This is a genomic window from Nucisporomicrobium flavum (assembly GCF_016464385.1).
Classification (GTDB): domain Bacteria; phylum Actinomycetota; class Actinomycetes; order Mycobacteriales; family Micromonosporaceae; genus Actinoplanes; species Actinoplanes flavus_A.
Genome location: NZ_JADMLH010000005.1, coordinates 128,817 through 142,126 on the forward strand (window position 1 = coordinate 128,817; position 13,310 = coordinate 142,126).

Below are 13,310 nucleotides of genomic sequence, written 5' to 3' on the forward strand. Positions count from 1 at the left end.
CCGCTCACGAGGTGGTCACCACCTTGGTGCCCGGGCCCAGTCCGGCGCCCTCGACCTCCACCAGGCCCCGGGCGAACATGCCCGTCTCCACCGCCACAAGGCCGCCGTCCACCTGCACGGCGTACCCGCCCTCGCTGAGCGCGACCAGCGCACCCACCGGCGCGACCAGCACGTCCTCGTGGGTCTCCCCGGCGAACGCGACCTCGACGTCCGCGGAGTCGATGCGCTTGGCCTTCTCCGGATCGTCCAGCGTGACGGTGATGCTCAGCCGCGGCGGCCCGTCGCCGCCGTCGCCGTCCTGGGCCTTCAGCTCGGTGCCGACGGCGCTGACCGTTGCCTTCGCCGTCTGCTCGCCGGGCAGCGACACGGTGACCTTGTCACCCCGGTCGACGGCGCCGGCCTCGGCCGCGTCCGCCAGCACGGTGATCACCTTGTCGGTCGGCGTGACCGACAGCAGCGGGCCGTCGGCGGCCGCGCCCGGCTGCACGGCCACCGAGTCCACCCGGACCGGCCCGCGCTGCACCACCACGTCGCCGGGGCCGATCCTGCCGGTCTCGGGCATCCGGCCGTCATGCTGCCAGCGCTTGATCGCCGCGATCAGCGAGGCGGTCAGCACGCCCTCGCCGCTGCGCACCTTCACCGACTTCGGCGCGGGCTCTTTCTTCGCCGGATCAGCGGTCTTCTTCCCCGCGGCAGGCTTCGGCTCGGTCACCCACGACCCCGGCGAGGGCTGGTCGCCGATCGAGTACCCGAGAGCCCGCAGGTTCTTCACCACGATCCGGACGTCACGCCCCACCGTGTTGCGCACGCTCAACGGGCGGTACAGCGGCAGGCTGCCGTAGAAGAGCTGGACCGGCCGGTCGTCGACCCGGTACAGCTGGTGGCCGCGGGTCACCTTCGCACCCGGCTTCGGCAGCCACGTCACGACGCCCTCGCCGCCGCCGGTCACCGGGCGCGCGGCGCCGTAGCCGAGCGTGCCGGTCAGCGAGTCCGTGGTCGACAGGTCCTGCCGTTCCAGCTCGGCCGTCTCCACCGCGGGACCGGACTGCGGCACCTGCTCCCCCGCAGCGCGGTCCGGCCAGCGCAACGCGGCCACGACCCCGGCGGCCAGCAGCACCAGACCCACGGCGGCCGCGGCCCACCGGCGGCGGCTCCGCCGGGGCGGGGGGTCGTCGAACGCGCCCGGGGGCACGGTGATCCGCTCGGTCGGGGCCTCAGATGACATGCGGACCATCGTGGGCAGCGATCGTGAGGAAGTTGTTTGGATCGCCTGCGAACCATGGGCGTAGTCGCGCATCGCACCTATAGTCGCCGTCGTGTGTGCCCATGTGCTCGTGGCCGAGGACGACCGACGACAGGCCGAGGTGCTGCGGCGGTACCTGGAAGCCGAGGGTCACGCCGCCACCGTCGTGCACGACGGCCTGTCCGCCCTCGCCCAGGCCCGGCGTGAACCCCCCGACCTGCTCGTGCTGGACGTGATGATGCCCGGCCTCGACGGGCTCAACGTGTGCCGTACGCTGCGCCGCGAATCCGACGTGCTGGTGCTCATGCTCACCGCCCGCGCCACCGAGGACGACCTGCTGCTCGGCCTCGACCTCGGCGCCGACGACTACCTGACGAAGCCTTACAGCCCGCGCGAGCTCATGGCCCGCATCCGTACCCTTCTGCGCCGGGTCCGCAGCACCGCACCCGCCGCCGGGCCGCTCATCACGGTCGGCCCGATCACCGTCGACCCCGCCCGGCACCGCGTCCTCGCCGGCGGCGAACCGATCGAGTGCACGCCGGGCGAGTTCGCCATCCTCGAGGCCATGGCCCGCCAGCCCGGCCGCGTCTTCACCCGGGCCCAGCTGCTCACCCGCACCCGCGGCCTCGACCGCAACTCCACCGAGCGGACCATCGACGTGCACGTGATGAACCTGCGCCGCAAGATCGAGGCGGATCCACGCCGGCCCCAGCTCCTCGTCACGGTGTACGGCGTCGGCTACAAACTCACCGGCGGCGCGGAGTGACGCGCGGCCGCGTACCCCTGCACCGCAGCCTGGTGGGCCGCCTGCTGGCCACCTCGCTGCTCATCGCCGTAGCCGCGATCGTGGCGACCGCCTGGCTCGCCACGCAGTCCACCACCCGCGCCATCCGCCAGGAACAGGGCCGGTCCCTCGCCGACGACAAGAGCGTGTACGACATGCTCGTCGGGTACGCCGCCACCCACCGCGACTGGTCCGACGTCGGCACCGTGATCGTGCCCCGCGCAGCCAAGCTGGGCCGGCGCATCACGCTCACCACCGAGGACCGCGACATCATCGCCGACTCCGGCCCGGGACCGTCGCTGCGCACGGCCCGCCCGTCCGCGACCGTCGATCCGCTGCGCCTCGACCTGGGACTCACCGGCGGCACCGACCGCATCGACCCGCGGGCCGTCGGGCCGTACCGGCTCCCCAGCGAGGAACGCGGCATCGTGCGCCGGATGCTCGACTCGCAGCTCAAATGCATGGCCGACGGCCAGGTGGACGGCAAGATCGTCGATTCGCCCGGCGGCCGTCCCGTGGTCGAGGCGGTCTCGCTCGACCCGAAGAACATGACCGCCTACTGCGGCGACCGCGTCGGCGACATCATCACGAAGACCGAGGACCGGGCGCTGCGCGAGCTCGCCAAGCTGACCGCCCGGTGCCTCGACGTCGACGCGGACGACGTGTACATCTCCCGCCAGTTCCGCGTCTTCCCGCTCCGGGTCGGCGAGCCCAGCCCCGCCGCCGACACCGCGCAGATCCGCTCGTGCCTGCAGCAGGCCCGCGTACGGCAGCTGCGGCCGTACGTGGCCCCGCCGGCCCTGCTGTTCGTCACCGACCCCGACGACGGCGCGGACACCCCCGTGTTCACGCTGTCACGCGCCAACGCCATCCGCATCGCCTGGGTCACCGGCACGGTGCTGCTCGCCGCGGTCCTCGTCACGATCCTCATGGGCCGCCGCCTCGTCCGCCCGCTGCGCGCCCTCACCGACGCCGCGGCGCAACCGGTCGACGACCGCGCCCCCATGCCGGTGGCCGGCGACGACGAGATCGGCTACCTCGCCCGCGCCCTGAACGACCTCGCGGAACGCCGCGAACACGCCGAGGCCCAACGCCGCGCGATGGTCAGCGATGTGGCCCACGAGCTGCGTACGCCGCTGACGAACATCCGCAGCTGGCTCGAGGCGGCCCAGGACGGCCTCACCGCGCCCGGCCCGTCACTGCTCGACCTCCTGCACGAGGAGGCGCTGCTGCTGCAGCACATCATCGACGACCTGAGCGACCTGGCCGCCGCCGACGCGGGCAACCTGCGCGTCCACCCGGAGGCCGTCTACGCCGGCGACCTCATCACGCAGGTGGGCGAGGCCCACCGCAGCGCCGCGGCCCGGGCCCAGGTCAGACTGTCGGTGCACGTCGAGGGAGACCCGGAGGTGCAGGCGGATCCCGTACGCCTCCGTCAGATGGTCGGCAACCTCGTCTCCAACGCCATCCGCTACACCCCGCCCGGCGGCACCGTGACGGTCACGGCGACGGCCGACATGCAGGGCCTCACCGTCGCGGTCACGGACACCGGCGTGGGCATCGCGGCGGAAGACCTGCCGAGGATCTTCGACCGGTTCTGGCGCGCCGACAGCTCCCGGACCCGCGCCACGGGCGGCAGCGGGCTCGGCCTGCCGATCGCCCGCAAGCTGGCGGAGGCGCACGGCGGCACCATCACGGCGGCGAGCCGGCCCGGCCTGGGAACGACGATGACGGTGTGGCTCCCGGCGGCCCCGGCCCGCTCCCCCGCCGCCTCCCCAGCCTGACCCGCCGCGGCCGACGTGAGCGGTTGTCGCCGATGTCGCGCCCGTGTGCCGAAGCACACCGCGCATGCGGCATCCTAGGAACCTAGGTGCCAGGTTCGGGCTACTGCTTGCCGGGATGCGGCTTGCTGACATGCGGATTCTCGGAACGCGCCTTCCCGGGGTGCGTCTCGCCGGTGCGCGGGCTGCCAGGACGCGGCCTCCCGGAGTGCGGCTTGCCGGTGCGCCATCCAGGGGAATGCTGCCTCCCAGAATGCGGCTTGCCCGGCCGCGGCCGGCCGGACCGCGGAGTGCCGGTATGCGACCCGCCGGACGGCATCACCGAGGCGGCCGGCACCGGAGCAGCACTGGTGGTCACCACTGCCGGTGAAGGACTCACTCCGGAACCCGGCACGGTCGCCGGAGCGGCCGCGGCCGACGAGGGCGGGATGAACGAGACCGGCGAGGCGAACCGCTTCCCCCCGCCCCCGGACCCGCCGTACGCGCACCCGGCCAGCACCAGCACCACCACCCCCGCCGCCGCGCAGGTGGCAGCCAGCCGCAGGGCGGGACGGCCGGTCGGGGCGATGCGGGGCATGTCGGGTCTCCCGGGACGGTCGGCGGAGTCGATCTCCGCGCCGACGCTAGGGTGCCGGACGCGGGGGCGAATCCCCCGTTCGTGCCACCGTGTGACACATCACGGTCCGGAGCGGCGCGGGCAGCGGCAGCTCGAGGGGCCGCCCGCGTCAGCACGATCCCACCGGACCGGAAATGATCGAAAGCTGCCTGTCCGGGTCTTCCCGGATATTTCCGACGGACCGCCGCTGCGAGGATGGACGGGTCTCACCGCCGGACCCACGGGAGAGCCGCCATGCGATCCGCCCGTACCGCCGCGGCCCTCACCGCCGCCGTGCTGCTCGCCGCGTGCGGATCGAGGACCGAGTCGCCGCCCCCGGCCGCCGCGCCGACCACCGCCGCGAGCTCACACGCCGGGCACAGCGCCGCGTCGGCCGCCCCGCTGCGTACCGGGGAGCGGTTCGTCGATCTGGCCCTGCCGGAGGCGTACGAGCCGGCCGCCCCGCACGGTGGCACCGACGAGTACCGGTGTTTCCTCGTCGATCCGAAGCTGACCGAGCCGGCCTTCCTGACCGGCAGCCGGTTCCTGCCGCAGAACGCCGCCATCGTGCACCACGCGATCTTCTACCGGTTGAGCCGCGAGCAGGCGCGGTCGGCCGCCCAGGCCGATGCCGGTACGCCCGGCGAGGGCTGGACCTGTTTCGGCGACGCCGGCGTGCAGGGCGAGACCGCATGGGTGGCGCATTGGGCGCCCGGGGCCGGCGAGACGCTGATGCCGTCCGGGTTCGGCTTCGAGATGCCGCCGGGCAGCAACCTGGTCATGCAGGTGCACTACAACCTGCTGGGCGCCAAGGGCGGGGACACCGACCGGTCGGGCATCCGGATGCGCCTCGCGGACGGCGGGGCGCCGTTGACCCCGTTGCAGACGGCGCTGGCGTTCGCGCCGATCGAGTTGCCGTGCGAGCCGGGTGCGAGCGGCCCGCTGTGCGACCGGGCGGCGGCCGTGGCGGACGTCGGCGAGCGGTTCGGCGCCGGCTCGGCGGAGATGGTGTCCGGCCTGCAGGCGATGTGCAATCCCGGGAAGGCGCCGGTGCCCGGCGACACCCAGCACTGCGATCAGCCGGCCCGGGAGGCCGGGACCATCTACATGGCCGCGGGACACATGCATCTGCTGGGCCGGGCCATCAAGGTCGAGATCAATCCGGGTACGCCGGAGGCGCGGACGGTCGTCGACGTGCCGGCGTACGACTTCGACAACCAGGCGCTGGTGCCGCTGCCCGAACCGGTCACTGTGGAGCGCGGTGACACCGTACGCGTGACCTGCACCCACGACGCCACCCTGCGCAAGCAACTCCCCCAGCTGAAGACCCTGCCCCCGCGGTACGTCGTCTGGGGCGAGGGTACGAGCGACGAGATGTGCCTGGGCGTCATGGTGATGGCCCCGAAGAAGTGAGCGCTCAGTCCCGCGTGACGTCGAGCGCCTCGGCGTCACGTGGGACGACGAGCACCGACCCCACGGCCAGCGCGGCGGCGGCGACCCCGAGCAGCCCCAGTGCCGGCCGCAGCCCGCCCGTCGCCGCGCCCACGCCGGTGATGAGCACGGGCGCCAGGAACTCGCCGATGAACAGCGCGCCGGTCCACACCCCGGTGCCGCGGCCCCGCTGGTCGAAGGTGAGCCGGTTGAGCGCCCAGGTGAGCAGCGTGGGCAGCAGCAGGCCGGTGCCCGCGCCGGTCAGCACCGCCCCGATCGTGATCGCCGGCACCGATCCGGTGGCGGCGACGATGCCGAAGCCCGCGGCGGCCAGCCCGAACGCCACCGGCAGCAGCCGGCGCGGGCTGTGCCGGGACAGCTTCGCGAAGGAGCCGGCCGCGACGGCCGTCGCCAGCGACATGACGGCGCTCAGCCCGCCGATCGTCGCCGTGGAGCCGACGCCCGCGTCGGTGAGGACGAACGACAGCTCGACGATGAGCGCGTAGAACACCACGCCGCCGGCGAGCGTGACCAGGCAGGGCACGAGCAGGTGCCGCCAGGGCAGGGCGGGCAGTCGCTGTCCGGTGCGGGTCCGGCGCCGCGCGGGCTGCCACAACAGCAGGGCCATGGGTACGGCGAGCAGCGCCGCGGCCGCGTACAGCCAGAACGGGGTGCGCCAGCCCGCCGCCCCGAGCGCGCCGCCCAGGCCGAGGAACACGGTCGCCGACAGCGAGGCGACGAGCGTCTGCAGTCCGATGTAGCGGCTGCGGCGCGCGCCCGTCCAGTAGTCGCCGATCAGCGTGGTGCAGCAGGTCATGATGGCGGCCTCGCACAGCCCGACGAGGGCGCGGCTGGCGATGATCGCGCCGAGCGAGGCGAGGTACAGCGGGGCGGTGCCGAAGAGCGCGTACGCCACCATCGCGGCGATGAGCAGCCGTTTGCGGTCCACGGCGTCGGCCACGAACCCGGCGAACGGCGCGGTCAGTCCGATGAGCAGGGCCGGTACGGTCAGCACGACGGGCACCAGCACGCCGGCCCCGGGCGTACCGGCGAAATGGTCGGTCATCCGGGGCAGCACGGGCGCGATGAGCACGGCACCCAGCACCGACATGCAGCTGCCGGCGAGCAGCAGCACGAGCTGGGGCAGGCCGGCCCGGCGCCGGGCCGCGGGGGTGGCGGCCGGGGCGGGCAGGATCGTCTCGGACATGGGTGCCTTCCGACGCGGGGACGGTCGAGGCAGTGACCGCGGTCACATGCTTGGCCCGACTATCGGGGGCGACGCGGGAACGGCGGAAGCGAAAACCCGTGATGGCCGCTATCAGGCCGGTGGATGGCCGGCCGCGGTGAGGCGTCGTCCCGCCTCGGCCAGCACGCCGCGCAGCCAGGCGTGCGCCGGATCGGTGCGGTACATGGGATGCCACCAGAAGGCCTCGGCGAGCGGCACGACGTCGAACGGGCATGCGACGACCCGGATGTCGGCCACGGCGGCCATCCGGTGGGCCAGGTGCTCCTGCAGCAGCGCGATGCGGTTGGTGCCGGCCACGAGGAACGGCATCGGCAGGAAGCCGTCGACGACCACCTCGACCCGGGGCTCGACGCCGATCATGCGCAGCTGCTGCGTCGCCGGGGCGAACGCGGTGGGCCGGTTGTAGAGCACCACCCAGGGCAGGTCGCCGAGCTGCTCGAGGGTCAGTCCCGCGCCGATCGCCTCGTTGCCGGCGGACACGATGCAGACCCACCGGTCGGTGTACAGGTCGGTGTGCGGGATGTCGCTGAGGAAGCCGTGCGGCAGGATCAGCCCGTCGACGCCGCGCAGGGTGTCCACCGCGTGGTCGACCGCGTACGGCGTGGTCTGCTGCAGCCGCAGGCGGATCCCCGGCGCCCGTTCGGCGAGGAGGCCGGCCACCAGGGGTCCGAGCACGGCGGCGGCGTAGTCCGAGGTGACGACCGTGAACTCGCGCTCGATGGACGTGGGGTCGAACTCCGCGCTGACGTCGAACACCCGGCGTACCCCGGCGAGGGCCGGCGCCGTGCGGGCCGCGAGCTGCACGGCCAGCGGGGTCAGCTCGTAGCGGTTGCCGATCCGGTCCAGCAGGTCGTCGCCGAAATGGCGGCGCAGCCGGGCCAGCGCCGCGCTGACCGCGGGCTGGCTCGACCCGAGCTGCTGGGCCGCCCGGGTGACGTTGCGCTCGCGCAGCAGCACGTCGAGCGTGACCAGGAGGTTCAGGTCGAGATTGACCAGCACACGGTCGACGGCCACGCCGCCACCATAAACGCCATGGATGGGCGGCATCAACGAATCGCTCTTCCTGATGGACCGGGCGCGGCGCGACAGTGGTCCCAGTCACACGGACGAGCAAGGGAGACATCAATGCCCGCGGTCCGCTCCGTTCTCGTGGTCGGCGCCGGAGCGGCCGGCGCCGCGACCGCGATCCTTCTCGCCGACGGCGGCGTATCGGTCGACCTGATCGACATCCGGCCCGACGCCGGCGCCACCGGCTCCGGCATCACGCTGCAGGGCAACGCGCTGCGGGTGCTGCGCTCCCTGGGCGTCTGGGAGGAGGTCCGCTCGCAGGGGTACGCGTTCGACTCGCTCGGCCTGCGCGCCCCCGACCCGCACGGCACGCTCATCGCCGAGTTCGACGACCTCCGAACCGGCGGCCCGGATCTGCCGGCCACGGTGGGCATGTACCGGCCCGACCTGGCCCGCATCCTGATGACCCGGGCGGCGGCGGCCGGCGTGAAGGTCCGGTACGGCACCACGTACACGGCGCTGTCCCAGGACGACGCTGGTGTGGACGTCACGTTCGCCGACGGCTCGGCGGGCCGCTACGACCTCGTGGTGGGCGCCGACGGGATCCGCTCGTGGACGCGCCGGATGCTCGGCATCAACCTGGAGACGCACAGCGTGGGCATGGGCATCTGGCGTGCCTTCACCGCCCGGCCCGCAAGCGTCACGCGCACCGACCTGTACTACGGCGGCCGCTGCTACATCGCCGGCTACTGCCCGACCGGCGAGGACTCGCTGTACGCGTACCTGGTCGAGGACGCGCAGGACCGCAGCACGCTGTCCCCGCAGGAGGCCCTCGCGGTCATGCGCGACCTGGCGCAGGCGTACCACGGCCCCTGGGACGACATCCGGGAGACGCTGACCGACCCGGCGCGGGTCAACTACACGTGGTTCGAGAGCCACGTGCTGCCGCCGCCCTGGAACCGCGGCCGGGTCGTTCTGCTCGGCGATGCCGCGCACGCCTGCCCGCCCACCCTGGCGCAGGGCGCCGCGCAGGCCCTCGAGGACGCCGCCGTCCTCGCCGAGCTGCTGCTGGACGCCGGCACGCTCGGCGACCGGCTGTGGCAGGACTTCACCGACCGGCGCTTCGAGCGGACCGCCACGATCGTCGAGGCGTCCCTGCAGCTGTCGCGCTGGCTGCTCGACCACGAACGCGGCGACGTGCCCGGCCTGATGGCACGCACCGCGCACCTGCTGGCGACCCCGGCCTGAGGAGTGTCATGCACGAACGGCTCATCACCCACCTGCGGCACGTCGACCTGGCCGTGCCGGACTACGACCGGCAACTGGGCTTCTACACCACGATGTGGGGGCTGACCCCCGGGATCACCGACGGCGGGATCGCGTTCCTGGCCGCGGCCGGCTCGCCCGAGCAGTACTCGGTGCGGCTGCGCCGGGCGGACGAGAAGCGGCTCGACCTCGTCGCGTTCGGCGCCGCGTCGCCGTCCGACGTGGACGCGCTCGCCGAGCGCCTCGGCACCGGCGGGGTACGGCTCGTGGCCGAACCGGGCAAGCTCACGACGCCGGGCGGTGGCTACGGCTTCCGCTTCTTCGACAACGACGGGCGCACCGTCGAGGTGTCCAGCGACGTCGCCGTGCGTACGCATCGCAGGGTGGAGGCGGGCGAGTCCGTACCGGTCAAGCTCTCGCATGTGGTCCTCAACGCGCCGGAGCCGGAGGCGACCGTCGCGTTCTACCGCCGGCACCTCGGTTTCGCGTTGTCGGACACCCTCACGCACCCGCACATGGGCGAGATGATGTGGTTCCTGCGCACCAACCGCCACCACCACAGCCTGGCGATCGCCCGCTGCCCGCACGTCTCGCTGCACCACGCCTCGTTCGAGATGCGCGGCATCGACGAGTACATGCGTGGCACCGGACGGCTGCTGCGCGCCGGGGTGGAGAAGGTCTGGGGGCCTGGCCGGCACATGGCGGGCAACAACACCTTCAGCTACTTCCTCGACCCGCACGGCAACACGGTCGAGTACACCACCGAACTGGAACAGCTCGACGAGGACACCTGGCATCCGCACCTGTACGACATCACCGATCCGATGGTCAGCGACCAGTGGGGCACCGCGAACCCGATGACCGAGTTCGTCGCGAAGAAGTCGTTCAACGACCCCGACCGCGGCGTCTTCGTCGCCCCGCCGGTCTGATGCGGCTCGCCACCTTCGCGTACGGCGGCCGGCAGCGCTGCGGCGTCGTGGCGGGTGACGTGGTGCGCCCGTTCGCCACCGACGCCGATCTGCGGGCCGTCATCGCCGGTGGACCCGGCACACCGGCGCTGGAGGACGGCGTGCCGCTGGCGCACGTACGCCTGCGGCCGCCCCTGGTCCCCGCGTCCCTGCGCGATTTCGTCACCTTCGAGGAGCACGTCCGGGGCGTGCGGCGCAGCATCGACGGCGTCGGCGGCGTGCCGGAGGCCTGGTACGACGCCCCGACGTTCTACTTCAGCAACCCGCACACGATCCACGGCCCGGACGACGACATCCGCTTCCCCGCGGCCTCGGTCGCCCGCGACTTCGAGCTGGAGGTCGCCGCGGTGATCGGGCCGGGCGGCGGGATCTTCGGCTACACGATCCTCAACGACTGGTCGGCGAGGGACCTGCAGAGCCGCGAGATGCAGGTCGGCCTGGGGCCCGCCAAGGGCAAGGACTTCGCCGGCAGCCTCGGCCCGTGGATCGTCACCGCGGACGAGCTGGAGCCGTACCGCGACAGCGACGGCTTCCTCGACCTGTGGTGCACGGCGTCGGTGAACGGCGCCGAGGTCGGCCGGGACCTGCTGTCCAACATGGGCTGGACGTTCGAGACGCTCGCCGCGTACGCGGCCCGCGACAGCCGCCTGATCGCCGGGGACGTCCTCGGCTCCGGCACGGTCGGCAACGGCGGCTGCCTCGCCGAGCTGTGGGGACGCAACGGCCGGCAGGACCCGCCACCCCTGCGCGACGGCGATGTGGTGACGCTCGCCGTGCAGGGCATCGGCTCCCTGACCAACCGGGTGACCTCCGCCCCGCCGGGCCCGGCCCTGCCCGCGGTCCGCCGCCGCTCCCCCGAACTCTCGCGAAAGGACCTCGATGTTTGAGTACTTCCCCGGCAACTACGTGTGGAACCTGGGCGTGGTCGCCGCGCTGAACAGCGGCGGGCTCATCGACGAGGTCGACCGGGCGTGCCGGCCGATCCGCGACCTGGCCGCGCAGGGCTCGGACGTGGGCACCGCCGAGCTGATGGCGTCCTGGACCGCCGTCGTCGACGACCTGCAGGCCGGCGCCGAGGCCGACGAACGGGCGGGACGCCGCCGCTCCGCCGGGCAGAGGTACCTGCGCGCCACCAACTACCTCATCCAGGCCGAACGGATGCAGAGCGTGCACTCCCCCGGCCGCCGGGCGATCTACCAGCGCTGCCTCGACCTCATGCGGAAGACGTTCGACCTGATCGACCCGGCCACCACCCGCGTCGCCGTGCCGTTCGAGGGCGGCGAGCTTCCCGCGTACTTCACATCGGCCGGGCCGGGCGCGCCCTGCATCATCCTGTGGAACGGCCTGGACTCCACCAAGGAGCACATGTACGTCTCGGGCTTCCCGCAGGAACTGGCAGCCCGGGGCATCTCCACGCTCATGGTCGACTGCCCCGGCAGCGGCGAGGCGCTGCGCTTCGGCGGGCTGACCGCCCGTGTGGAGACCGAGGGCTGGGCCGCCGCCTGCGTCGACCACCTGCTGGCCCGCGGCGAGGTCGACCCCGCCCGGATCGGCCTGGTCGGCTGGTCGCTGGGCGGCTACTACGCCCCGCGGGCCGCGGCCTTCGAGAAACGGCTCGCGCTCTGCGTGGCGTGGGGCGCCAACCACGACTGGGGTACGGTCCAGAAGCGCCGCCTGGAACGCGAGGGCGAGCGCCCGGTCCCGCACTACTGGGACCACGTCCTGTGGGTGTGGGGCGAGACCGACCTCGGCACGTTCATCAAGAAGGCCGAGGCCGTGAACCTCGACGGGGTCGTCGAGCACATCACGGTTCCGTTCCTCATCGCGCACGGGGAGAACGACCGGCAGATCCCCCTCGCGTACGCGCACCGCTCGTACGAGCAGGCCGTCAACAGCCCGAAACGCGAGCTGCGCGTCTTCACCGCGGCCGAGGGCGGCGCCGAGCACATCGGCCTGGACCACCTGCCGCACGTCAGCGTCTTCATCGCCGACTGGATCGCCGGGGAGTTCGCGTGATCGACCGTACGGATCCCGAGGGAGCCGTCGCCGCGGCGGCGAAGCGCTGCTCCAACTGGGGACGCTGGGGCCCGGACGACGTCCGCGGCACGATGAACTACCTGACGGCGGAGAAGCGGCGGCAGGGCGCGGCGCTCGTCCGGCGCGGGGTGTCGTTCTCGCTGGCGCAGTCGTTCGACATGAACGGCCCGCAGAAGGGATGGCGGCGGCGTACCAACCCGGTGCACACCATGCTGGACACCGGCACCGACGCCGCTGCCGGCATCCAGGGCTTCCCGCACGGGATCGGCGGCGCGGACGACGTCATCGCCATGCCGCTGCAGTGCTCCACGCAGTGGGACGGGCTGGGCCACATCTTCGACCACGGCATCGCGTACAACGGCCGGCCCGCCGGGCAGGTGGTGACCAGCCTCGGCGACGCGGTGACGGGCATCGAGACGATCGCGGAGGTGGTGGCGGGCCGCGGGGTGCTGCTCGACGTGGGCCGCGCTCTCGGCAGGGACGGGGAGCTGCCGGACGGCTTCGCCATCACCGAGGAGCACCTGCGAGCCACCGTCGAGCGGCAGGGCCCGTCGGCCGCCGTCGGCCGCGGGGACCTGGTGCTCGTGCGCACCGGGCAGCTGGCCCGGGCACGCCGCGACGGGTGGGGAGACTACGCCGGCGGTCCGGCGCCGGGCCTGTCGTTCACCACGGCCGGCTGGCTGCACCGTACGGAGATCGCCGCGATCGCCACCGACACATGGGGTTTCGAGGTACGGCCGAACGAGTTCGACGACGCGTTCCAGCCCCTGCACCAGGTCGCCATCCCCCACATCGGACTGTTCCTCGGGGAGATGTGGGACCTCGACGCGCTCGCCGCCGACTGTGCCGCCGACGGCGTGTACGACTTCTGGCTGACCGCCGCGCCGCTGCCGGTCACGGGTGCCGTCGGCTCCCCGGTCAACCCGATAGCCGTCAAGTAATCACTGCTCA

11 protein-coding genes are annotated in these 13,310 nt (G+C 73.1%); 8 read left to right on the forward strand and 3 right to left on the reverse strand.

Annotated features, from left to right (window positions below):
* Window positions 1–4: 4 nt before the first annotated feature.
* Complete coding sequence (locus tag IT780_RS14575; protein WP_199512073.1) at window positions 5–1,225, reverse strand: efflux RND transporter periplasmic adaptor subunit; 1,221 nt, start codon at window positions 1,223–1,225, stop codon at window positions 5–7.
* 91 nt (window positions 1,226–1,316) lie between these two features.
* Here IT780_RS14575 and IT780_RS14580 point away from each other — a divergent pair, with 91 nt between their 5' ends.
* The 3 genes from IT780_RS14580 to IT780_RS14590 all read left to right on the forward strand — a co-directional run bounded on the left by IT780_RS14580 (window position 1,317) and on the right by IT780_RS14590 (window position 5,816).
* Complete coding sequence (locus IT780_RS14580) at window positions 1,317–2,009, forward strand: response regulator transcription factor (RefSeq protein ID WP_199512074.1); 693 nt, start codon at window positions 1,317–1,319, stop codon at window positions 2,007–2,009.
* Window positions 2,006–3,811 carry a sensor histidine kinase gene (locus IT780_RS14585; RefSeq protein WP_307831190.1) on the forward strand — a complete coding sequence of 602 codons (1,806 nt, stop codon included), beginning with the start codon at window positions 2,006–2,008 and terminating at the stop codon, window positions 3,809–3,811. The genes IT780_RS14580 and IT780_RS14585 overlap by 4 nt, the downstream gene beginning before the upstream one ends.
* 847 nt (window positions 3,812–4,658) lie before the next feature.
* Entirely contained in the window at window positions 4,659–5,816 is a 1,158-nt protein-coding gene (locus IT780_RS14590) for a monooxygenase (protein ID WP_199512075.1), read from the forward strand.
* A 4-nt stretch (window positions 5,817–5,820) separates the two neighbouring features.
* Here the strand turns inward: IT780_RS14590 and IT780_RS14595 are convergent, their stop codons facing one another.
* Together IT780_RS14595 and IT780_RS14600 are read right to left on the reverse strand one after the other, a co-directional pair.
* Window positions 5,821–7,041: an MFS transporter gene (locus tag IT780_RS14595; protein ID WP_233412852.1), complete on the reverse strand. Its 1,221-nt coding sequence runs from the start codon at window positions 7,039–7,041 to the stop codon at window positions 5,821–5,823.
* A gap of 111 nt (window positions 7,042–7,152) precedes the next feature.
* Window positions 7,153–8,094, reverse strand: a complete 942-nt coding sequence (locus IT780_RS14600) for a LysR family transcriptional regulator (protein WP_199512076.1) — start codon at window positions 8,092–8,094, stop codon at window positions 7,153–7,155.
* 111 nt (window positions 8,095–8,205) lie between these two features.
* Here IT780_RS14600 and IT780_RS14605 point away from each other — a divergent pair, with 111 nt between their 5' ends.
* Genes IT780_RS14605 through IT780_RS14625 form a run of 5 tightly spaced genes read left to right on the forward strand, consistent with a single transcriptional unit; the run spans window position 8,206 to window position 13,300 of the window.
* Entirely contained in the window at window positions 8,206–9,336 is a 1,131-nt protein-coding gene (locus tag IT780_RS14605) for an FAD-dependent monooxygenase (RefSeq protein WP_199512077.1), read from the forward strand.
* Between the two features lie 8 nt (window positions 9,337–9,344).
* Window positions 9,345–10,283 carry a VOC family protein gene (locus IT780_RS14610; protein WP_199512078.1) on the forward strand — a complete coding sequence of 313 codons (939 nt, stop codon included), beginning with the start codon at window positions 9,345–9,347 and terminating at the stop codon, window positions 10,281–10,283.
* On the forward strand, window positions 10,283–11,209 hold the full coding sequence (locus IT780_RS14615) for a fumarylacetoacetate hydrolase family protein (RefSeq protein ID WP_199512079.1): 927 nt from the start codon (window positions 10,283–10,285) through the stop codon (window positions 11,207–11,209). The genes IT780_RS14610 and IT780_RS14615 overlap by 1 nt, the downstream gene beginning before the upstream one ends.
* Window positions 11,202–12,338, forward strand: a complete 1,137-nt coding sequence (locus tag IT780_RS14620; RefSeq protein ID WP_199512080.1) for an alpha/beta hydrolase family protein — start codon at window positions 11,202–11,204, stop codon at window positions 12,336–12,338. Before IT780_RS14615 ends, IT780_RS14620 begins: the two co-directional genes overlap by 8 nt.
* On the forward strand, window positions 12,335–13,300 hold the full coding sequence (locus IT780_RS14625) for a cyclase family protein (protein WP_199512081.1): 966 nt from the start codon (window positions 12,335–12,337) through the stop codon (window positions 13,298–13,300). Before IT780_RS14620 ends, IT780_RS14625 begins: the two co-directional genes overlap by 4 nt.
* Window positions 13,301–13,310: the final 10 nt, after the last annotated feature.